Source organism: Methylobacillus sp. DLP286 (genome assembly GCF_056636515.1).
Window position 1 is genome coordinate 878,211 of sequence record NZ_CM153145.1, and the last position, 22,624, is coordinate 900,834.

Here is a 22,624-nt window from a genome sequence, read left to right on the forward strand (position 1 = left end):
CTAGCTAGAATCGCTTCGCTGAATTTTGTTAGCCGCTCTTAACTTGCTTGGCAGTAATAAATAGCCTGCAATAAAAAAGCCCCGCCTTTGAGACGGGGCTTTTTTATTGTTCGGTTAGCGCGAGGCGAGATTAACCGTGCTTGTAGTGCTTGCGCAGTGGCTTAACCACTTCCCAGCTGCTTTGCAGGCCGACAGGGAATACAACCAGGTCGCCTGGAACGATGCGAACAGGTTCACCACCCTTTGGCGTTACCAGGATTTCACCTTCCAGCACGTATGCGGTTTCCTTGATACCGAAGTCCAGCGGGAACTTGGACACTTCCTTTTCCCAGATGGACCAGTTTGCCACACCCAGTTCCTTCAGTTTTTCTTCACTTGGGTTGTGCTCGATAATAATTTGACTCATTTAAAAATCCTTGATTAATCAACAAAAACTGGACGAAAAAACAGCCGTAACACCGGCTTGCACGAGATTCTAACATGCGGCCGTAGTCAGGCATACCTACCGCTGCCAAACTGTTTCCAATAAAACATCTTGGTGTCAATCTGACCGTATAAAAACACCAAAGCACGAAATTCAACAGCTCTGCCCCGTACGATCAATAGCTTAGCTACCGGCACATTTTCTGCATATTCCCGAGGTTATTGCAAAACAATCTAAGGACGCATGATGACAACATTATATATTTCTCCAGGCGCCTGTTCCCTGGGGGCGATTGTGACCCTCAAAGCCCTGGATATTCCTCATCGGCTTGTACGCGTCGCCTTACGCCAGGCAGACTCCCAGATCTACGATATCAACCCGTTGGGTAGAGTGCCCACACTGCAACTCGAAAACGGCGATGTCATTACCGAGAATGCCGCCATCCTTCCCTACCTCGCTGACAGCAAGCCTGAGGCCAATCTGTTTGTCCCCGCAGGAAGCCTGCAACGCGCGCATATCCAGGAATGGCTAGGGTTCGCCAACTCGGACCTCCATCCTGTGTTCAGGCTAGTGACGCGCACCGAGTTGTTTGCCGATCACCATGAAGCGCAACAGCAAGTGCGCAAGAAAGGCCTTGAACGGCTCAACCGGCTGTTATCCCACGTGGAAAAACGCCTTGTTGCGGATCAATGGCTGGTAGACGGGCGTTTCACGATTGCAGACGCCTACCTTGGGGTGTTCCTGGGCTGGCTGCCGCGGGCCGATATCGAGGCTAAAGACAAATACCCTGCGATCCATGCCTATCACAAACGCTATCTGAGCCACCCCGCGGTGCAGGCGGCGCTTGCTGCCGAAGCACAGCTACGTGCCGGTGATCAAGCGCAGGGCTAATATGGGCATTTTTTCGCAATTACTCCTGGCCTTGTCCGGCAGCCTACTAATTTCAACCACGGCCAATGCTGGAAGCAGCCTTTTACTGACAACGCCGCGCAGCGCTACGATTGAAATCATAGAGGACAAGCCATCCGGTGACGGACCCTTCCCTGCCGTGATCCTGGGCTCGGGCTCCAACTATGACGCCAAGCAGCCTCTGCAGGAGCAGGTTGCCAGCCATCTGGCCGAGGCCGGCTTTGCCATCATCCGCTTCAACTGGGCATACCACATGCAAGATAGGAAAAACGGCAAGCCCTCGCTTGATAGGCAACCGGAAATCGAGGATATGCAAACGGCCATCGCCTATGCCAGGCAGCAATCCTGGGTAGACAAGAAACGCATCGCCGTGGCAGGCAAATCGCTGGGCTTGATTATCGGCTGGAGATTATTTCAGGCTGATCCGGAACTCAAGGCGGCCATATTGCTGACGCCCGTATGCAGAACGCCACCAGGGCTTGCGCAGCAATATGCAAATGCCGCTGACGAGACCAGGCCAAGCTTGTGGCTGCTCGGCAATGCCGATCCCGTCTGCGTGACTTCCGAGCTCTATAGCTATCTGGGAACCAAGCCCAGCCCGACACGCATTGCCGTAGTGGACGGCAACCATGCGCTGGCGCAGGAAGGCCAGCCTGCAGACCCAGGCAACTTGGCCTTGGCAGCAAAAATAGCAGCACAATTTGCCGTGTCAGCTATCAGGCAAGAAGTAAATCAAATATATACTGGCAAATGAAAACACAATACTTTAGCAATCTATTTTTTCTTCAGAGCTCACCCGTCTGCAATTTCCAAAGCTCTGCATAAGGCCCGCCGCTTTCCAGCAATTCTGTATGGCTTCCCGACTGGATTATCCGGCCGTGTTCCAGCACATGGATGCAATCCGCATGACGTACAGTGGACAATCGGTGCGCGATGATGATACTGGTACGCCCGACCACCAGTTTGTTGAGCGAGCGCTGGATGGCGGCTTCGGTTTCGTTATCCACCGCGGAGGTCGCTTCGTCGAGGATCAGGATCGGCGGATTCTTGAGGATGGCGCGCGCCAGGGCCAGGCGCTGGCGCTGCCCGCCCGAGAGCTTCATGCCGCGCTCCCCCACCTGGGTGCCGTAACCCTCCGGCAGACGCTCAATGAACTCGTGGGCCTCGGCAGCCTTAGCGGCGGCGATAATCGCATCAATGCCCGCATCAGGCTGCCCGTAGGCAATGTTTTCGGCAATGCTCGCATCCGTCAGGAAGGTGTCCTGCGCGACATAACCGATTGCGCGGCGCAATTGCTGCAGGTCCAGGGAGGCGATCTTCTCCCCGTCGAGCAGGATCTGGCCTTGCTGCGGGTCGTAAAACCTCAGCAACAGCTTGGTGATCGTGCTCTTTCCGCCGCCGGTCGCGCCCACCAATGCCACGGTCTTGCCGGCCGGGATATGCAGGTCAAACCCATCAAGCGCGGGCTGGCCCGATTGGGCATCGTAGGCGAAACGCACTCCCGCGAAGCGGATGTCGCCTTTTACCGAATCCAGGCCCAGGGGCTTGCCGCCGTACTGGATCGCCAATGGCGAATCCAGCAAATTCATTACGCGCTGGATGGAAGCCATCGAGCGCTGGTAAAGGTCGGTCAGCTCGGCCAGGCCGGTCAACGGCCACAGCAGGCGCTGGGTCAGGTAGACCAACGCGGAATAGCTTCCCACGCCCAGCTCGCCATTCAAGGTCATGAAGCCGCCGTAAAGCAAGGTCACGGTAAAGCCTGCCAGGATCGCAATGCGGATCACAGGCGTGATCGCGGCGGAAAGGCGGATGGCCTCCGCATTCTTCTGGCGATAGGCATCGGAAGCGCTGCGGATATGCTGGGACTCAATCTCCTCGGCTGCATAGGCCTTCACGGTGGCGATGCCGAGCAAGTTATTGTTGAGGCGCGTAGCCAAGGCGCCCGCCGCCTCCCTGACCGAGGTATAGCGCCTGGCAAGACGGGACTGGAACCAGAATGCGCCATAGAGGATGAACGGCACGGGTATCAATGCGAGAAACGCCAGTTCCTTGGTGAGGAAGAAGAACACCCCGCCTACCATCACCGAGCCAAAGAACACCTGGATCAGGCTATTGAATCCGCCGTTGAAGAAGCGCTCCATCTGGTTGATGTCCTCATTGAGGATGGCCAGCAGGTTGCCGCTACGGTTGCGCTCGAAGTAGGCAAGCTCGAGCTGCTGCACGTGCTGGTAGGCCTCCATGCGCAAGTCGTGCTGCAGGTTCTGCGCGAGGTTGCGCCAGCGCACGTCATACAGGTATTGGAAAAGGGACTCCCCGACCCAGATCAACACCGTCAATGCGGCAAGCAATAGCAGTTGGTCTCGCGGCTCTACAATACCCAGCCCGGCCAGGAAGGAAGCCTTCTGGTTGACGACGACATCGACCGCCACGCCGATGAGTATCTCGGGCAGGATGTCGAAAATCTTGTTCAGCAGGGAATAGATGGAAGCGATCCACGCATCGCGCCGGTATTGGCGGGCATGGTTGAATAACCGTCGAAGAGGATGCATATGGGATGTAGTGGGCAAAGTTTTGATTTTATCAGCCAGGCATAAAATATCAGCCACATTGTGACTGCGGGTTTGACCGCCTGGAAACGTAAAAACCCCATGCCGCAGCATGGGGTTTTCTTGAGCGACGGCAGGAGGTTAGCCGACTGCGCGCAAAGCAGGCGCGCTGTCATGGCCGCGCACCAGCGGCAGTACTTCCTCCCCTACCCGGTAAGCCTCTTCCAGGTGAGGCGTACTGGCGAGGATGAAAGCGTCCGCGCCGAGCCTGACCAGGTCGTCCAGACGCTCGGCCACCTGCTCATAGCTGCCGACGATGCCCTGGGTCTGCCCGCCGCGCAGCAGGCTGAGGCCGGACCAGACATTGGGATGGATGATGAAGTCGCGGTAATCATTGAGCTCCTTCGGCGCATTGCTGCGCTGACGGCTGGCGCCGACGGAATCCCCGGTTTGCTGGGCGAAACGCTTGTAGCGCTCGCGCGCGGCGTCATCGAGGCTCTCAAACCCGCGCTGCACTTCGCGCCAGGCCTCCTCCTCGGTGCGGCGGGCAATGATGTCCACGCGCACTGCGCATTTGATCTTGCGGCCCAATGCGGCGGTGCGCTCCTTCACGCGGTCGAACTTGTCGCGCAACTGGTCGAAAGGCTCAAGCCATGAAAGGTAATAGTCCGCATGCTTGGAGGCGGAAGCCAGGGCCGCGTCGGACGAACCGGAGAAGTAAATCTCAGGAAAGTCCTGGCCCAGGAGCTGGGCCGGCAAGGCCGCATTTTCTACTTGGTAGAACTTGCCCTGGTAGGAAAAACTGTTCCCGCTCCATACGCCGCGCAATACGTCCAGGAATTCTGTCGTACGCGCATAGCGGTCGTCGTGCGGCGCCACATCGCCCCACCACAGTTGGGCAGGGCCGCCACCGCCGGTAATCACGTTGTAAAGGGCACGGCCGCCGGTGGCGCGTTGCAGACTGGCCGTCATGCGCGCGGCCACGACCGGGTTCAGGAAGCCGGGCTGGAACGCAATCATGAAACGGAAAGTGCTGGTCTCGCGCGCCAGGAACGAGGAAATTGCCCACGGCTCATCGGTCATCGGGAAGGAAGGGATCAAGCCACCTTGAAAGCCCGATATTTCGGCAGCACGCGCCACCTCGGCGATATAGTCGAGGTTGTTGAAACCGTCGCCATGGCCGCCGCTGAGGCCTTTTTGCACGATATGGTCGCCTTGCTGCTGCGACCAGTCGCCGCGGTGGTGCAGCTTGTTGCGCAGCGAGCTTGGCTCGCCGTGCGTTGGAATTCTCCAGAAAACATCAATTGCCATAATATATCGACTCCTCTATCAGGCTGCGCGCCGGCTGGCGCCGTTTATCAGGGAACGCAGCGGCGGCAGGACATTCTCGCCAATGCGGTAGGCCTCTTCCAGGCTGGGGACGGCGCCCAGGATGAACTGCTCGACGCCCGCTTCCGCCAGCGCGGCCAGCTGTTCCGTGACTTGCTCGAAGCTGCCGACCAGCACGGCGCTTGCGCCGGTGCTGACTGTGGTCAAACCTTGCCATAATCCTGCGGTATTACTGTTACCGCCTTGCTGACCGGTCTGTTCGGCATAACGCTTGGCGTCGAATACCGCTTCCTCCTCGGTTTCGCGCGCCAGCACATCGACGCGCAGGCCGATTTGCAATGTACGGCCCTGCTTGCTTGCCTGGTTGCGTAAAAGCGAGACTTTCCTTGCGACTTCGTCCAGCGGCTGCGCTTCCAGCACATGCACGTCGGCAAGCTTGGCTGAGAGGGCATATGCCTCGTCCGTCTCGCCGGATAGATAGATGGGAGGAACCTTCTGGCCGGAAAGCGGCCCTTGGAAGCCGCCTTGCAATACCTGAAAGAAGCGGCCGTCAAAGTCGTACCCGGTCGTGGTGATGACATTGCGGGCCACGGTGACAAACTCCTCCACCCTTGGATACAAATCCTCCTGCGCCGCGAAGTCGCCCTGCTGCCTGCGCTTCGCCTCGTCGGGCTCCACGCCGATTTGCCAGGCAAAACGGCCTTCGGTAAAGCGCTGGTAGCTCACCGCATTCTTGGCGGCATAGACCGCCGAGCCGCGAGATGCGTCGAACTCGGCCAGCACCGTCAAGTAGCGCGTCGCGCGGCTGAGGTAGCCGGCGACGATCCAGGATTCGTCGCCCTCAGGGTCGTTCCTGACCTTGATGCCGTCGAACTTGGCCAGTTCTACCGCCTTGGCGATCTGGTGCAAATGGTCGAAATAATTGAACCGCTGGCCGCGAGGATCGGTCACGCCCGGCAGGAAGTAAGGCCGGCTGTCGGCCCGTTCGCCCCGCGTGCGTTTCTCGGCGTCGGCATAGCGCCCATCCCCTGAGGTCGGCGCTTGCCAGAAAAATTTAACTGTCATGCATATCTCCGCGATATTTCTACTTAGATCATCATACTTATCGCAGAAACCATGCCATTCGCCTTTAATTCCCACAATTATTTTATGGGAATTTGCAGGGGTTTGAATCCTTTAGCTTATTTCACAGATTCACATTGCACGGGATTTTAATGCTGGACTTGAGGCAGGCATATTCGCGGCCCGAACTGTTTACATAAAAACACTTAGCCCTTTAATTTGCTCGAAAATAAACAGTTGCTGCTCAATAAGCAGCCATCTCTCGATTAAACAAGACTTGGTTATGGACTCTTTTTTGACCTGTGAAGATTGATGCTGTCTTTCAAATCGATTGTCACGGAGCGCGCGACCTCAGCGTAATCGGGGTCTTGGGAAGCATATAGGATTGCCCGGAAAGCACTGATAATCAAACCGGTGCCGTTTTCAGTCTGGCCTGCCTTGACCAGCGCTCTGCGGCTTTAAGGCCCCCCCCAATATCATGAGGCGCGTCGACAATGTCCTTTAAAAAGCCAAATATCGCGTCTGTTTGGCTTTTTAATGTGCTAAGGAAACCCGAACAAGTCAGGGTCGAGCTGCACACGATGAATTGCTTTCCTCCCAGGATTTCTCTAATTTTTCAATAAAGTTCATTTTTACTCAGCATTAGGTTGCCACATTCTCATCCGGTCCATTTTCAACAACGCTTTCTGTGCAAAACTACGGTTTATCCTATCCGTCTAAACCACGCCTGATGATGTCAGGCAAAAGCAGCATGTCATCCACCGCCTGCTCCGCGCCTGCCTCCAGCAATCTGCTGGCTGCCATGGTGCCGGTATAGGCGCATACCCGCATGCCTGCGGCGACCGCCGCCGCAACGCCGACATCGGTATCCTCGATTACCAGGCAGGCTGAAGGCTTGACTCCCTGGCTTTCTGCCGCCTTGAGATAGACGTCGGGCGCAGGCTTCGGCCTGCCCAGGTCGGCGGCACTGAATATCCTGTCGTTGAAATAAGGCAGCAAGCCGGTGATATCCAGCATTTCATGCACTTTGGCGGCACTGCTGTTGGAAGCCACGCAGTGCGGCAACTGTAGCTGCCGCAACACCTGCTCTACGCCAGCGACAGGCTGCAAGCTGTCGCGCAATGCGGCATCGCGCCTGGGCCGGTAACGGGCAAGAAAATCCGCACCCGGCCTGCGGCCATAAATGCGGGCGATGATGTCCATGCACTGTTCGAGCGAATGGCCGACAAAATGCCTGGCCATTTCCTCGATCCGGGCAGGTATGCCCTCCTCGTTCAATACGTCGACAAATATCCGGTTGGTGATTTTCTCGCTATCGACCAACACTCCGTCACAGTCAAACACGACTAATTCATAAGCAGGCATGATTCCCTTATTGCCCAGGAGCCGCTAACAAAATCCTGCCGGCCTTGCCGTACCACTTGTACTGCTGCTTTTGGCAGGACGGTTAGACAGAATCGCTAAGCTTGGTTGGCGGCTCTAAAGGTACGCTGTTCAAAGCGCAGAATGATGCCTTAAAACCAGGAGCTATGCAGCTCCCGGCTTTCACCTTAAGCGCGCAATGCTTCCGGCGAAGCCTGGGTGTTGGGATTCGCTGGCCGATCCAGCCCCAGCCTTTCGCGGTAGGTATTGCCGCTGTACTCCTTCTGGAAGATGCCGCGGCGTTGCAGCTCTGGCACGACCAAACGGGCAAAGTCCTCCAGCCCCTTAATCGAGTAAGGCGGCACGACATTGAAGCCGTCCGCGCCCTTCTCCACGAACCATTGCTCGATCAAGTCGGCCACGGTTTTTACCGAGCCGATGGCCTGGATGTGGCCGCGCGCCACCCGGAACTTGAGCACCAGCTGGCGGATGGTGAGATTTTCGCGCCGGGCCAGCTCCAGTTGCTGCTGGAAGCGGCCGCGCCCGTTCTCGCCCGCGTCGTAGGGCAAGTCCGGCAACGGGCCGTCCAGGGGATATTGCGAGAGGTCGAAACCGCCGAATTCCAGGTCGCTGAAATCCACCAGCTCCTGCAGCTCGCCGTATTTGTCCTGCGCCTCCTGGTCGGTTTCCGCCACCACCACGTTCAGGCCCGGGGTAATCTTGAGCTGGTCCTCCGCCCTGCCGTATTTCGCCATGCGGCTCTTGACGTCGGCATAGTAATCCTGCGCCACCTTGAGCGAGGTTGCCGAGCTGTAGGTCATTTCCGCCACGCGCGCGGCAAACTCCCTGCCGGTATCCGAGTTGCCCGCCTGCACGAATACGGGATATCCCTGGATCGGCCTTGGATAATCCAGCAAGCCTTCGGAAGAGAAATAGTTGCCCCTGAAGCTCACTGGGTGTGCGGATGCCAGGTCATAGAAGTTGCCGGCGTTCCTGTCGGGATGGTCGAATGCATCGTCGTCCCAACTGTCCCATAACGCCTTGGCCAGGTTGACGAACTCTTCCGCGCGATCGTAGCGCTGCTCGTGCGAGCGATTATCCTGTATGCCGAAATTCTTCACCGTGGCGGGATTCAAGGACGACACCACGTTCCAGCCGGCGCGGCCGCCGCTGATATGATCAAGCGAGGTAAACTGCCGGGCGATGTTATAGGGCTCGGAGAAGTTTGTATTGACCGTGGCGACCAGGCCGATATTCTTGGTCTGCGTCGCAATCGCGGAAAGCAAGGTGAATGGCTCGAAATGAAAGTTGGACGGGTTCTTGGCCGCTTGCGGCGTCAGCTCGCCTGAACGGCCGATGAAGTCGGCCACGAAGAAGGTATGGAACTTTGCCTCCTCCGCGATCTTCGCGGCGCGTATCCACCATTGCAAGTCCGGGCGGCCGTTTTCCTGCCAGACCGGATGCAGCCAGCCTGCAGGATGGTGCCCGTAGCGGAGCAGGAATACATTCAGGATCAATTGGCGCTTGTTGTCACTCATATGGAGGCTCTCTTAAATATAAAAAGCTGGGCACCAAGGCCTGTTGACCCTAGCCCGGCTATGTCTTCTAAGCTGGACGCTTAGGCGATATCTTCCAGATAACGGCCGCTGTATGCCTTGGCCTTCTCCAGCAAGCCAGTGCGCTTCCACTGTACTTCCAGTGCGCCTGGCGTGTAGTGCTGGGCGCCGCCGATCTGCTCGGCGATCGCCTGGTAGCGCGCGGCCTCTTCCACGAACAAGATCAGCTCCGAAGTGCGGATGATGCCTTTGCCCCAGAAATTGACGCCGCCGTTGGACTCCAACAACGCAGGCGGAGGTGCCAGTTCAGGGTGCTTATCCAAGCGTTCCTTGATGACGTCCAGAACGCTGCGCGTACGGTCGAGGTGGTTGGGGATTTCGCGCGCCAGCAAATGGCGGGCCGCGGCGACATACAGGATCGGGAACGGCTTGTGCGCCAGCGACCATGCCGACAAGAAATTGGTATGGATATGGATGGCGGTGTCCGCATCCAGGCGCGACTCGTTCAGGATATGGCTGCTTTCCTCGGAGAACTTGCTGATACGCAGGCTGGGGGTATGGTCACGCGCAAGTCCGCCCGGGAAGCGGATATGCAAAAGCTTGTCGTGGCCCGGGATCCTGTGGGAAATATGGAAGGTCAGGCTCGCAGACAAGGTGCCGTTTTCGCGCAATACGTTGAATGCATGGATCGCATCGGCCTTGGCTTCGTCCACATAAGACACCAAGTCGATTTCGGATAGGTTTTCACTCATTTCACATCCTCCAGTTAAAAATTAAATACCGCTGCTAAGCAGCTATGTTGTCGGGGAAATTGGCAAACTGTAGTTGTGCTTCCACCAGTTTTCTGGCGGCCTCCAGCGGCTCATGCACTATCCAATCCCTGATATCGAAATCGTCCGAAAAATAGTCCCACTCGTGCAGAAAGTCCTTTTGCACTTCCAACCCGCGGATTATTCCTCGGATAATGACGGGGTGAACGACAGGTGCACATTCTTGCCATGCGATCCGCACAGCATCCTGGCCGGTCCCTTTTGCCCATATCGGCGGGATATTCCCGTCCTCGCGGAACAAACCCGACTGCTTATGATGAAAATGCGCGTTGCGCAACTCGAGGCTGTCAGAATCGCGCAGCGAGTGGAGGATAGTGCCGTCCTGGGCAAACTCGGCCTGCAGCCAGCCTTGGCGGATCGCCAACGCGGAAGCCGTGGCGGCACCGCAACGGGTATACCAGAGGCGGATTGGTTCTGCTGGGTTCTGCGCCATATACATCCTTAACCACAAGTCATCTGAACCCATTCATTCGCAAGCACTATGCCAGGATCGACTTAAGCAGGACCAGCCCACGACAATTAAAAATTAATCTAATTTATTAAATAAATTCACCAACTTATTATTTTTTATATAAAATTTATTATCAAAAACTGCTAAAAGATCACGATAAACAATCTCAATATCAGTGACCGGAAATCAACAATCTCCTCAATAAGCCATGCTGCCTCTGCTGAAAAACAAACATATCCTGGCTTGCAACTCGCAATTGCTGCTTGAAAAACAACATTTGTTTAAAAATAAACATCTGGCATTGCCCGCAAAACAACAGCGTTACTACGACAAAAATTAGAGGAAAATAAATATCCAATATAATTCATATGGTTAAGATATTTACATGAAGGAAACAAAGTACTGGCACGAATCCTGCCGATAGTTTTGCCTGTGCACAGCAATGCGCTGGGCCATTCATTTCATTATTAGCAGGAAAATTCAATGTCCAGGAAAAGCACGCCCTTGCCAACAGAGTCGGTCCCAAGCCCATTTGTCAAACGACAACTCACAATCGCCGTAGCCGCCGCATTTGCAGGCAGTTTTTTTATCGCTCCCGCATTTGCGGCCGATGAGCAAACTCCTCAAGCCACGGGCACCGCCACGACACAAGCAACATCAAACAACGAAGAAACCACTCCTGCCCAAGCAAAGGATGTCGAATCATCCCTTGGCAGCATTGTGGTGACCGCCCAACGCCGTGAAGAAAATGCGCAGGAAGTACCGACCGCCATTTCGGTATTGGGAGGGGAAGAACTGCAGCAAAGAGGCATAGGCCGTTCTGCAGGCGAAATTCTGAACAACGTCCCCAATTCATCAGCCGGCACCATCCAGAATGGCCGGCCACGCTGGTGGATCCGCGGCGTGGGCGCAGGCCAGCAACAGCTGGATTTCCCCAACCCCATCGGCTTCTATATCGATGACGTATTCATCAGCAATGCCAGCGCCACCGGCATCCCCATTTTCGACCTGGAACGCGTGGAAATCTTGCGCGGCCCGCAAGGCACGCTCTGGGGCAAGAATACGACTGGCGGCGCCGTCAATATCGTTTCCAAGAAACCTACCTTCTCGGAGAACCCTGAAGGTTATGCCAAGGTGGATTACGGCAGCTTCAGTGACAAGGTAATCCAGGGCGCCGTGGGGGGCACCATCGTCGACGAGCGCATCGCAGGCCGTATTTCCTTCTATAACCAGGACCTCGATGGCCGCTTCACCAACCAATTCAACGGTAAAACCAGCGGCGGCGTTGAAGACTCGGTCATTCGCGGCCAATTGTTATTTGCGCTGACTCCTGACCTCGATGCCTTATTGAACGTTTACCACCGCAAGTACAAAACCGACGGCAACGTCGGTACGGTCTACAGCCGGACAGGCGAATTCCGCAATGGCTACCGACCTAGCCGGAATATCAACCATGTCAGCAGCAATGCCGAAGAAAGCAACGATGTTACGCAAAACGGTATTTCCTTGAATGTTAATTGGCAGATCGGCAAACTTACACTCACCTCCATTACTGCGTATGCCGATTACAAAACTGAGAATTTCGCCGATACAGATAACTCTCCGTTAGAAATTGGCCGTGGTTACACAGATGCAAAAAGTAAGCAGTGGACACAGGAATTCCGCCTAGCGTCTCCTCGTGAGGATCGCTGGAACTGGCTGACCGGTTTCTTCTATTTCAAAGAGGATATTGATTCATTCTCTGCCAACGCGAGACTACCTAATGGATCGGTTCCTCAGTTTGCAGGCTCTTCCCAACCAGTGAGCTTTAATTCTACTGACTTATCCCATAAGAGCGAAAGTTACGCTATCTTCGGGAGCACTACGTATAACTTCAGTGAAAAGTTTGATACTACTTTAGGCGCTCGCTGGACTACTGAAGAAAAGAAATACGACCTTAATCGCTTGAATAACACTGCAGGAACAGCGTCTTGGTCCGATCTGGGTTCTTGGTGGAGCAGTTACACTGGCGGCATTGGAGGAACAGGCACGTTTACTGATGAGCGTAGCAAACGATGGAACGCTTTCACTTACGACATCACCCCGCAATACAAGATCACGGACACGGATCGCGTTTACTTCAAGTTCTCCCGTGGCATCAAGTCCGGCGGCTACAATACCGCTGCCGCAAACCCATTGGCATTGAATACCTTGAAGCCGGAAGAATTGAACGCCTATGAAATCGGCTATAAGTCCGAATGGTTGAACGGCCGCTTGAATTTCAATGCCAATGCCTTCTACTACGACTACAGCAATGTGCAAGTCAATGTCGTCGGCACCAATCTTGCTGTGCCAATTTCCTACTTGCAAAACGTGGAAAAAGCCAGCGTCAAGGGCGCAGAATTTGAAGTCGAGGCATTGCCGACCAATAACCTGCACTTGAATGCCAATATCGGCATACTCAAGACCGAGTTCGAAAAATTCGACATCCAGAATGGCGGCGGCAACCACGATGGCAACGAGTTCGTGCGTGCTCCCCGCTGGAGCGCCCAATTACGCGGCACCTACAATATCCCGCTGGAAAACGGCAGCAGGATATTGCTGGGAGCCGATGCGCGCTATCTAGGCAAGCAGTATTTCTTTGTCGTACCGCAAAACAACGACTTGCTGAACCAGGGAGCCTACACCTTGGTGAATGCACGCGTAAGCTACTTGACCAAGAACGACAAGATCGAGATCACCGGCTACGTCAACAACCTGTTCGACAAGGAATACCGCTACCACGCCCTACCAGCAAGTGCTCCTGCAGGCACCGCCATCTCTGGTAACACTGTGTATTGGGGCAACCCAAGAACGATAGGCGCATCCTTGACCTACCGCTTCTAATAATTTCAGTCAACTAACCTAAACACTGTACGACTTTGTTCAAGAAACAGCCTGGAAACAGGCTGTTTCTTTTATTGAGTTCTAGCGGCATCAATGCAATCGAGCGTCTTCCCAAATTATTCGTATCTTTAAACCACGAGCACCCAATCAGTATGAAGCAATACCCCCTCATCCGCTGCCTGCTTTTGTATCGCTACATGCCATACAAATTTGCCTTGACCGCTGCCTTGTTCACCCTCGTCAATATCGGCATGGCATGGCAGCTATGGCTGGTCGGCCAAGCGGTCAACGATGTCCAGAGCGGCAATGCCATTACCAGGCTCGCGGATGGCAGCCTGGAATATTCACAAGCGCTGCACTGGATCGTTCTATTGCTGCTGGTGGCTTTTGGCAGGGGCATATTGCAATATGTCGGCGGTCTGATGTCGCTGGTGATCGGCCAGGACCTGCTCACCATCTTGCGCGAGCGCATCCTGCACCAGGTGCAGCGGCTGGACCTCGCCTACCACTGGCGGCACGGCATGGGCGAAATGGTCACGCGTACCACGCGGGATGCCGATAAGGTGCGCGACGCCTTGATCAACTTCTGGCGCCAGGTATTCGAGGCCAGCCTCTGGGTACTGGTTTCCGTCGCCCTGCTCTCCTGGTATCACCCATGGCTGGGCCTGGGTACGCTGGCATTCACGCTGGGCGGCATTACATTATTCGTCACCCAGACAGAAAAGCTGGTGACGCTGGATAGGGCTGTAGGTGCGGCCTACGACGCGGTCAATCAGGAACTCAGCGAAGGCGTGAACGGCGTGCGCGTCATCAAGTCCTTCGGCCTGGAACAGCAGCGCGTCGCGGTTTTCACGACGCTGGTGCAAAGCTTCATGCAGAACGCGCGCAGCGCACTGGCCTATGCCGCCTCGCGTATTCCCCTGCCGCAGACCGTGGTTGCCTTGAGCCATGTCTGGATCCTGGCTGCGGGGGCATACCTGGTGCAGCAAGGCACGCTCAATATCGGCGAGCTGGTTGCCTCGGTGCTGGTCGCCAATGCACTAGTGTTCCGCATCGAGGGCATCGGCCGGGTGATCCAGATTTTCGCCGATGCGCGCGCCTCCGCCGCACGCATCTGGGAACTGCTCGACGAGCAGCCGACGATCAAGTCAGGCGCCGACTCCGTTCCAGAGGGCGCATTGGGCATCCGCCTGAATCATGTCGGCATCCAATCCCCTGGCCAGGGCAATGCGATATTGCAGGATTGCAATCTTGAAGTCGCCCCAGGCGAGGTGGTGGCGATCGTGGGCATGACGGGCTCCGGCAAAAGCAGCCTGGCGGGATTGCTGCCGCGCTTGCTGGATGTGGATGCCGGCAGCGTGGAAATCGGCTCGCCCTGGGCAGGGTGGAACAATATAAAATCATTCAAATTAAATGAATTAAGAAAAAAAATTAATGTGGTTCCTCAAGAAAGTTTCTTGTTCTCCGACACTTTGGAGGCCAACCTGCGGCTAGCCAAGCCGGAGGCAAGCGAGCAACAAATTCTGCAAGCCTTGGAGCAAGCGGGTGCAACGGAAGTGCTCGACCGCTTGAGCGACGGCCTGCAAACCAGAATCGGCGATCGCGGCATCACCTTGTCCGGCGGGCAGCGGCAGCGCATCAGCCTGGCGCGCGCGTTTCTCGCCGAGCCTTCGATCCTGGTGCTGGACGACGCCACCAGCGCGCTGGACGCCATTACCGAGCGCCAGGTGCTGGACAACATCCGCAAACTGCGCAACAGCAACGGCCAGCCCATCACCGTCATCCTGATTGCCAGCAAGCTCTCCACCATCCTGCTCGCCGACCGAGTCGCCATGCTCGACCAGGGCCGAATCAGCGACCAAGGCACGCATGAGCATTTATCCACCACCAATGCGCAATACCGCGACCTGCTGGGAGTCAGCCATGGCAAATGATTTCCGCGGCGACAAGCCGCTCAATGATATCGAGCTGGAACAGGCCTTCGCCCGCAAGAAGCTGGACCGCAGCATGTTCTGGCGCCTGCTGCCACTGCTGCAGGATGTGAAGGGCCGGATTCTCGCAGTCATCCTGCTCGAAATCGTGCTCGTGGGCGTGATCTTCATCCGTCCGTGGTTCCTGCGCGAGGTGATCGACAACGGCTTCATCCAGACCGCACAAGGCATCGTCCTCAATACCCCGCTGCTAGCCTGGATGTCAGTCGCCACCGGCGTGAGCTGGACATTGCGCTTCGGTCTGGGCAGCTTCTCGCAATACCTCGCCGGCACGGCGGCCATCGACATCCTCAACAAGCTGCGCATCCGCGTCTTCAGCCATGTGCAGGCATTGAGCGTGCGCTATTTCGACCAGACCAAGGCCGGCCGCATCATCTCCCGCGCCGACCGCGATATCGATACGCTGGAGCCCTTGCTGGTGCAGGGCCCGCCCGAGCTGTTCTCAGCGCTGCTGCGCCTGGTCGTGGCCTCGATCGCCTTATGGTGGATTTCGCCCAAACTGTTTCTAGCCCTGGCCAGCATCGTACCTTTCCTGGTTCTGGGCACTTGGCTGTTCAAGCGCATCTCGGAGAAAATCTGGGGCCGTGTCGCCGAGGCGCGTGCGCGCTTTACCGCGCACCTGGTGGAAACCGTCTCCGGCGTGCGCATCCTCAAGCAGATGGTCAACGAATCCAGCAACGCGCGCCGTTATCGCGGATTGCTGGAAGACTTCAACAATATCCTCATCAGGGGCTCCATGAAGTCAAGCTGGTTCCTGCCATTGACGCAGGTGCTCAGCACCGTCGGCATGGCCTTCCTGCTCATGGTGGGCGGTATCGGCATCGCGGACCAGGAAATGACGGTCGGCCAGCTCGCGCAGAGTCTGTTCTATGTCCAGCTTTTCCTCGGGCCGCTGCAGGAGCTGAACGATTTGTTCGAGCGCTACACTTCCGGCGCTTCGTCGGCGCAGCGCATTTTCCTGATGCTGGATACGGAGCCTGAAATTCAGGACCCGCAAACCCCTGTAATCCCCAAGCAGCAATCCGGCAAAGTCGAATTCGATAACGTCATCTTCGGATACTTGCCGGAAAAGCCCGTAATACGTGGCTTTAACCTCGATATCCACCCTGGCGAAGTATTGGCAATCGTCGGGCCAACCGGCCACGGCAAAAGCACATTGGTGCAGTTGCTGACGCGCTTCTATGAGGTCAATGCAGGCGCAGTCAGGATCGACGGCCAGGATGTGCGCGAGTATGCGCAGCAGGATTTGCGACGCAAGGTAGGCATCGTGCTGCAGGACAACGTCCTATTCTCCGGCACGGTGCTGGACAACCTGCGCCTGGCAGCTCCTGAAGCCAGCGATGAAGCCCTGATTGCCGCCGCGCGCGAACTGGGTGCCGATGAAGTGCTGGAGCGGCTGCCTGCGGGCTACCGTACCGCAGTCGGCCCGCTCGGCGCATTCCTCAGCCACGGGCAGCGGCAACTGGTCTGCCTGGTGCGCGCCTATCTCGCCAACCCGGCCGTGTTGGTGCTAGATGAAGCCACTTCTGCCGTGGATATCCATACCGAACGCCGCATCCAGACCGCCTTGCGCCGTTTGTGCGAAGGCCGCACCGCCATCATCATCGCGCACCGCCTTGCCACTATCCGGGATGCAGACCGTATCGCCGTCATCTGGGACGGCAATATCCAGGAGCTAGGCAATCATCAACAGCTTATCCGCCAGGGCGGCGCTTATTCCCGGCTTTACCAGGCATACGAAGAAGCCTCCAACGCCAACAATCAGCCTGCCTAGCCTCAACCACAGCCAGGGCTACTGTTTCATAATCAACAGCAGCCCTGGATGCTGTTGATTTACAATCACCACATAATAATAAACAACATTAATAAATTATATTAATTTATTGATATATAAATAATTTTAACAATTATCACTTACATGTTTACCCTGGCATGGAACATGCCACTAATAAGGCTCCAACCTGTTCATCTGCGCAGGCTCAATTACAAGGAGACTCTTCATGTCGTCAGCAAGCTCTCAAAACACATCCGTTGATACCCTTTGGTACACACGCTGCCCGGTCCCCACCCCGCTCGGCCTTGCAGCCCGCCAGGACTGGTTCAAGCAGGAATTCCAGCCCGACAACATTACGATCAACACCCTGCAGGAAACCCGCGACCCGGAACTGCTCGAATCGCACTATGACCACAAGCTGCCGCACTCCTTCCGCCAGGGCGGCAACGTCCCGGCCATCTGGGCTCACGCCAATGGCGCAGACACCAAGGTCATCGGCCTCAACTGGGTCGACGAAGCCCAATTGCTCCTTGCCCTGCCTGCTTCCGGCATCAAGGAGCCCAAAGACCTCAAAGGCAAGAAAATCGCATTGCCATTGAACCGCATCAGCATCGACCATCAACGCGCCAGCGCACTGCGCGGCATCGTCGTCACGCTGGAAACAGCAGGCCTTTCCACCAATGATGTGGAATTGATCGATTTTGAAGTGCCGCAGTCCGCGCCTGGCTTTGGCTGGGGCAATGGCACCCGCATTGCCTATGCGACCGAGCTGGAAGCGCTCAAGAGCGGCAAGGTCGATGTCATCTTCACCAAGGGCGCACGCGGTTACGAAGCCGCCGAAGCCAACGGCCTGACCATTGTCTACGACGTACGCAACCACCCCGACCCGAAAGTCCGCGCCAATAACGGCGCTCCACGCCCTATCACGGTCGATGGCGAACTCCTGCGCCAGCGTCCTGACCTGGTAGCCCGTTTCCTGCGCCGCATCGTCGATGCCGGCGACTGGGCAGCAGCCCACGAGGCTGAAACCGTGGCCTACATTGCCAAGGAGTCCGGCTCTACCGACGAATACGTGCGCAAGGCCTATGGCAGCGACATCCACCTGCACCAAGGTACCGATCTGAACCCGGAATTCATCGCCGCGCTGGAAGGCTACAAGAACTTCCTGCTGGAATGGGGCTTCATCAAGGCTGACTTCGACGTCAAGGCCTGGATAGACCCTGCCCCGCTGGCCGAAGTGCTGCGCTCGCTCTCGCAAAAGGCGGCATAATAAGCATATAACAATTAACCATAACAACTGCTGGCGCAGTATGGTTAAAATCGAGGCAGCCTTCATAACAATGAGGGCTGCCTTATTCATTTGACGGCCGTCGTAGAACCAGGCCATCAATACTAGCTCAGAGAATCAATCAGGAGGCCTCAACATGGCAACACTACGCTTGGGTGACACCGCACCCGACTTTACCCAGGATTCCAGCATCGGCACTATCTCCTTCCATGAATGGCTGGGCGATAGCTGGGCCATCCTGTTCTCCCATCCTGCCGATTACACGCCCGTTTGCACAACAGAACTCGGCGCCACCGCCAAGCTTGCGGAAGAATTCAAGAAGCGCAAGGTCAAGCCCATTGCACTCTCCGTCGACCCGGTAGACTCCCACAAGGGCTGGATCACCGACATCAACGAAACCCAGGGCACGGAAGTCAACTTCCCCATCATTGCCGATGCCGACCGCAAGGTGTCGGAGCTCTACGACCTGATCCACCCCAACGCCAGCACCACCGCCACCGTGCGCTCCGTATTCATCATCGACCCGAACAAGAAAATCCGCCTGACGCTGACCTACCCCGCCAGCACCGGCCGCAACTTCAACGAAATCCTGCGCGTGATCGACTCCTTGCAACTGACCGAATACCACAGCGTTGCTACCCCGGCCAACTGGGAAGACGGCGACGACGTCGTCATCGTGCCCTCGATCACCGACCCGGAAGTGCTCAAGGAGAAATTCCCCAAGGGCTACAAAGCCGTCAAGCCCTACCTGAGGCTCACCCCTCAGCCCAATAAATGAAGATGGATTAATCTAGCAAATGCCCGGCCTGCCCGGGCATTTTTTTACTTGCTTCAGGAAATCATCCCTAACGGCACAATCTAACAACCTGCACTGACAATTGATTCAAAAAGAAAATTCCAGGTCAGCAAAAATGGCGTCAAAACTAGCATCGGAAATCTGTCATTTTTTTATAGAAAATAGTTGACCACTCCCCGCCAGCCCAGTATAGTAGCGGCTTCTCGATTCCCCGATAGCTCAGTCGGTAGAGCAACGGACTGTTAATCCGTGTGTCCCTGGTTCGAGCCCAGGTCGGGGAGCCAAACAGAGAAAGGCCCACAGCAATGTGGGCCTTTTTTCTTTAGTCTGTTCCGTCTTTAGATTTATATCAGCGCCATGTTGCTTGTTAGCAACACATCATGTGTAATCCTCAAGTTTTCTTTAGTCGGTAATCTATCTGAGCGGCCCTGCTTTATCGCCTGTTGTATTGGATGGGGGAAACTTGATTGCCAGACTCGGACCACGCTTTTCATCTTTAAGATTAGATATTAATAACTTATACCATGATGTATTTGAATATTTTCCTCGTCGCTTTCCTGGCCTTTGCCCTGAGCATGGTTTGCGGAGGTGGTGCCGGGCTGTTGCTGATTCCGATTCTGGGTTATGCCCTGCCAGCTGCCCAGGTGCCTGCAGCCCTTTCCATCGGGACGTCCATCAGCTCAATTACCAAGCTCTATCTATTTTTCCGGCAAATTGACTGGAACATAGTAAAACACTTCTTGCCGTTCGCGCTGCCTGGAGTGTTGGTTGGAGCTTGGCTACTGAGCTATCTGGCCCCGATGTATATAGAGTTGTGCATGGCGGTCTTCCTGGTATCCAACTTGCCTTATATATTCAAGAAGGATTCGGCACCTCCTCAGGATAAGCCACCATTTTCAAGCCGCCTTCTCAGATTTATTGGCTTCTTGGCCGGATTTATCTCAGCCTTGACTGGCGCAGTAGGTGTCCTGTTCAACGGGGTATATCTACGCTACGGGCTAACAAAGGAAGAGATCATCGCCACCCGGGCGGCCAATGAGATCATCCTGCATATTGTCAAATTATGCTTATATGCCTCATTCGGCTTGTTTACGCTGAAGGCGTTCTATATCGGCATGCTGGTTGCGGTGGCGGCAATCGCTTCTACTTATCTGATGAAGTATGTCCTGCCTAAAATATCGATCAAGGTATTCAGCAAGATTGGTTATAGCGCCATGGTACTGTCAGGCATCTTGCTATTGAATAGTGCGGTGGTAAGGATTCAAGAAGCTCACAACCCCAATATTGATATCGTCAGGGTGTCAAAAGGTTACGATGCTACATTCAACTGGAATGACTTGATCTACACCATTGAATTTAAATATGGTGAAGGCTTCGAATTCGAGAAAATCATTCCATTCTCAGACCTCGATCAAGCACGACAGGCATACGTACTCTCGCAAGATGTAGGATCTGCCAAAATCGTTATCGAGAAAGTCTATGCCTTGAAAAAGATTTCCTACGAGGCTTATTACTATGATCGCGATAATCAATTAATCAAGAAAATTAAGTTTCCTTAATCATAAAAAAACAAAAGCTTGTGCGAATACAAGCCTACAAGGAGATAAGGTCCGCGAAATTGCCGCTCACTGTACGCCCTCGTCAATCGCGGACTGGATAATGTCATCAGTAAAAGGCGTACCGGCGGCTCGCAGGGCAATCACAAGGTCGTCGACTTCATGTACCTTGCCGGAATCATCGGTTGCAACTAGCTGGTTGTATTCCATTTCATCCATGATGCGCTCTTTTTTCATATGTGTAAATCGATCATAAGCAGGCCATGTGAAAGTTGTATTACAAATCACTTCCAAAGAATTCTTTCAAGCCTCAGTAACCTGACAGACCGTTGAGACTTATCCGATGTCATATGAGATTAAGCATATCCCATGCCATAGCGGCTGGCTTACAATATTCGCCCGTCTTCAATCCGCATAAGTTGCTCATGCCAGGCATTCGATAACATGCCCAGCCTGCTGTACAATCGTTCATATATTTGAGTTTCTTCCTTCATCATGTTGCCCGCTTACGTACTGCTAGACCTTGAAACCACAGGCGCGACCCCGGTTACAGACCGCATCACTGAAATCGGCCTGATCCGTTACGAAAACGGAGTCGAGGTCAAACGCTGGCAGACCTTGGTCAATCCTGAAATGCACATTTCGCCCTTCATCAATGCCATTACCGGCATCAGCAATGCCATGGTGAAGGATGCGCCTTTGTTCCGCGATGTCGCCAACGAGCTACTTTCCCACCTGCACGGGGCGGTATTGTGCGCGCATAACGTACGGTTCGATTACGGTTTCCTCAAGAACGAGTTCAAGCGCCTAGGCATGACATTGCGACAGAATGTGCTCTGCACCGTCAAGCTGTCGCGCCGGCTTTATCCTGAATACAAAAGCCACGGCCTGGATGCCATCATCGCGCGCCATGGCATCGTCTGCGCGGCACGACACCGCGCCATGGGCGATGTGGATGTCATGGCGGAATTCCTGCATATTGCAGAAGCCGAACATGGATTGGAAACATTGCAGGCCACGGCCGAGGAGTTGCTCAAAGGCCAGTCGCTGCCTGCCGACATTGATCCGCAATTGATAGATGGCATACCGGAAACACCCGGCGTTTATTTCTTTTATGGGGAAAATGCCCTTCCCCTCTATGTAGGCAAGAGCGTCAACCTCCGCAACCGCGTGCTGTCGCATTTCAACAGCGACCATGCGCGGGCGCGCGGCATGCGCATCGCCCAAGAAATCAAGCATATCGAATGGATAGAGACCGCCGGGGAGTTTGGCGCGTTGTTATTGGAAGCCAGGTTGATCAAGGAGCGCCAACCGATACATAACCGGCAGTTGCGACGCGAGCAGCAGCTTTGCTCCTGGCATCTGGCCCCGTCTGCGGGGCAACGCCCCTTGCTGACCCTGGTCGCACAGGATGCCATGACCGAAGACTTGCTGGGCGAGCTCTACGGGACCTATCGCACCAAGCGCCAGGCCGTAGCCGCATTGCGCCAGCTTGCCCAGGTGCACGGGCTTTGCCCGCAACACCTGGGGCTGGAAAGCGGCAATGGCCCTTGCTTTTCATATCAGCTCAAACGCTGCAAGGGGGTGTGCTGCAACCAGGAGCCGCCGGAGTTGCACTACCTGCGCCTGAAGCAGGCGTTGATCAGTCATCAACTGAAATCATGGCCCTATCCCGGCAAGATCGGCATCCGCGAAACCAATGCCAAGAATGGAAAGTCCGCAGTGCATGTGTTTGAGCACTGGTGCTACCTTGGCACGGCGGACGAGCACGACAGCCTGGATATGATGCGCCACACCAAGACGGCGTTCATCTTCGATATCGATACCTACAAACTGCTGCTGAAACAACTCAACAAACCCGGCCTGCAATTGCTGCAGCTTTAAA

Annotated in this window: 18 protein-coding genes and 1 tRNA gene; 10 read left to right on the forward strand and 9 right to left on the reverse strand. The window is 55.4% G+C overall.

Annotated features, from left to right (window positions below; all coding sequences use genetic code 11):
• Window positions 1-130: 130 nt before the first annotated feature.
• A complete protein-coding gene (locus ACWXTG_RS04200; protein ID WP_309565349.1) occupies window positions 131-406 on the reverse strand; it encodes a cupin domain-containing protein in 276 nt (91 codons plus the stop codon).
• Between the two features lie 261 nt (window positions 407-667).
• Between ACWXTG_RS04200 and ACWXTG_RS04205 the strand changes: the two genes are divergently transcribed.
• Window positions 668-1,315, forward strand: a complete 648-nt coding sequence (locus tag ACWXTG_RS04205) for a glutathione S-transferase family protein (protein ID WP_480220815.1) — start codon at window positions 668-670, stop codon at window positions 1,313-1,315.
• A complete protein-coding gene (locus ACWXTG_RS04210; protein WP_480220816.1) occupies window positions 1,269-2,087 on the forward strand; it encodes a dienelactone hydrolase family protein in 819 nt (272 codons plus the stop codon). Before ACWXTG_RS04205 ends, ACWXTG_RS04210 begins: the two co-directional genes overlap by 47 nt.
• A 31-nt stretch (window positions 2,088-2,118) precedes the next feature.
• Here the strand turns inward: ACWXTG_RS04210 and ACWXTG_RS04215 are convergent, their stop codons facing one another.
• The 7 genes from ACWXTG_RS04215 to ACWXTG_RS04245 form a co-directional block, all read right to left on the reverse strand.
• On the reverse strand, window positions 2,119-3,882 hold the full coding sequence (locus ACWXTG_RS04215) for an ABC transporter ATP-binding protein (protein ID WP_480220817.1): 1,764 nt from the start codon (window positions 3,880-3,882) through the stop codon (window positions 2,119-2,121).
• A 138-nt stretch (window positions 3,883-4,020) separates the two neighbouring features.
• Complete coding sequence (locus ACWXTG_RS04220; RefSeq protein WP_480220818.1) at window positions 4,021-5,190, reverse strand: LLM class flavin-dependent oxidoreductase; 1,170 nt, start codon at window positions 5,188-5,190, stop codon at window positions 4,021-4,023.
• Window positions 5,191-5,208: 18 nt separating this feature from the next.
• On the reverse strand, window positions 5,209-6,273 hold the full coding sequence (locus tag ACWXTG_RS04225; protein WP_480220819.1) for an LLM class flavin-dependent oxidoreductase: 1,065 nt from the start codon (window positions 6,271-6,273) through the stop codon (window positions 5,209-5,211).
• A gap of 705 nt (window positions 6,274-6,978) precedes the next feature.
• The gene (locus ACWXTG_RS04230) at window positions 6,979-7,635 is read right to left on the reverse strand and encodes an HAD family hydrolase (RefSeq protein ID WP_480220820.1); all 657 of its coding nucleotides are present in this window, start codon (window positions 7,633-7,635) and stop codon (window positions 6,979-6,981) included.
• Window positions 7,636-7,820: 185 nt separating this feature from the next.
• A complete protein-coding gene (locus ACWXTG_RS04235) occupies window positions 7,821-9,170 on the reverse strand; it encodes an LLM class flavin-dependent oxidoreductase (protein ID WP_480220821.1) in 1,350 nt (449 codons plus the stop codon).
• An 80-nt stretch (window positions 9,171-9,250) separates the two neighbouring features.
• Window positions 9,251-9,940, reverse strand: coding sequence for a class II aldolase/adducin family protein (locus tag ACWXTG_RS04240; RefSeq protein ID WP_480220822.1), 690 nt, complete (start codon window positions 9,938-9,940; stop codon window positions 9,251-9,253).
• Between the two features lie 34 nt (window positions 9,941-9,974).
• On the reverse strand, window positions 9,975-10,451 hold the full coding sequence (locus ACWXTG_RS04245; RefSeq protein ID WP_480220823.1) for a hypothetical protein: 477 nt from the start codon (window positions 10,449-10,451) through the stop codon (window positions 9,975-9,977).
• A 501-nt stretch (window positions 10,452-10,952) separates the two neighbouring features.
• On the opposite strand from ACWXTG_RS04245, the gene ACWXTG_RS04250 reads away from it, so the two are divergent.
• The 7 genes from ACWXTG_RS04250 (at window position 10,953) to ACWXTG_RS04280 (ending at window position 20,742) form a co-directional block, all read left to right on the forward strand.
• Complete coding sequence (locus tag ACWXTG_RS04250) at window positions 10,953-13,334, forward strand: TonB-dependent receptor (protein ID WP_480220824.1); 2,382 nt, start codon at window positions 10,953-10,955, stop codon at window positions 13,332-13,334.
• Between the two features lie 197 nt (window positions 13,335-13,531).
• Entirely contained in the window at window positions 13,532-15,268 is a 1,737-nt protein-coding gene (locus ACWXTG_RS04255) for an ABC transporter ATP-binding protein (protein ID WP_480220825.1), read from the forward strand.
• Window positions 15,258-17,099, forward strand: a complete 1,842-nt coding sequence (locus ACWXTG_RS04260) for an ABC transporter ATP-binding protein (RefSeq protein WP_407996677.1) — start codon at window positions 15,258-15,260, stop codon at window positions 17,097-17,099. Before ACWXTG_RS04255 ends, ACWXTG_RS04260 begins: the two co-directional genes overlap by 11 nt.
• A gap of 226 nt (window positions 17,100-17,325) precedes the next feature.
• Window positions 17,326-18,369, forward strand: a complete 1,044-nt coding sequence (locus ACWXTG_RS04265) for an ABC transporter substrate-binding protein (RefSeq protein ID WP_407996678.1) — start codon at window positions 17,326-17,328, stop codon at window positions 18,367-18,369.
• A 154-nt stretch (window positions 18,370-18,523) separates the two neighbouring features.
• Complete coding sequence (locus ACWXTG_RS04270; protein ID WP_309565363.1) at window positions 18,524-19,165, forward strand: peroxiredoxin; 642 nt, start codon at window positions 18,524-18,526, stop codon at window positions 19,163-19,165.
• Between the two features lie 226 nt (window positions 19,166-19,391).
• Window positions 19,392-19,467, forward strand: a tRNA-Asn gene (locus ACWXTG_RS04275).
• Between the two features lie 240 nt (window positions 19,468-19,707).
• Window positions 19,708-20,742, forward strand: a complete 1,035-nt coding sequence (locus ACWXTG_RS04280) for a sulfite exporter TauE/SafE family protein (protein ID WP_407996679.1) — start codon at window positions 19,708-19,710, stop codon at window positions 20,740-20,742.
• Window positions 20,743-20,808: 66 nt separating this feature from the next.
• On the opposite strand, the gene ACWXTG_RS04285 is transcribed toward ACWXTG_RS04280, so the two are convergent.
• Window positions 20,809-20,976, reverse strand: a complete 168-nt coding sequence (locus ACWXTG_RS04285; RefSeq protein WP_407996680.1) for a hypothetical protein — start codon at window positions 20,974-20,976, stop codon at window positions 20,809-20,811.
• 258 nt (window positions 20,977-21,234) lie between these two features.
• On the opposite strand from ACWXTG_RS04285, the gene ACWXTG_RS04290 reads away from it, so the two are divergent.
• Window positions 21,235-22,623, forward strand: a complete 1,389-nt coding sequence (locus ACWXTG_RS04290; RefSeq protein ID WP_407996681.1) for an exonuclease domain-containing protein — start codon at window positions 21,235-21,237, stop codon at window positions 22,621-22,623.
• Window position 22,624: the final 1 nt, after the last annotated feature.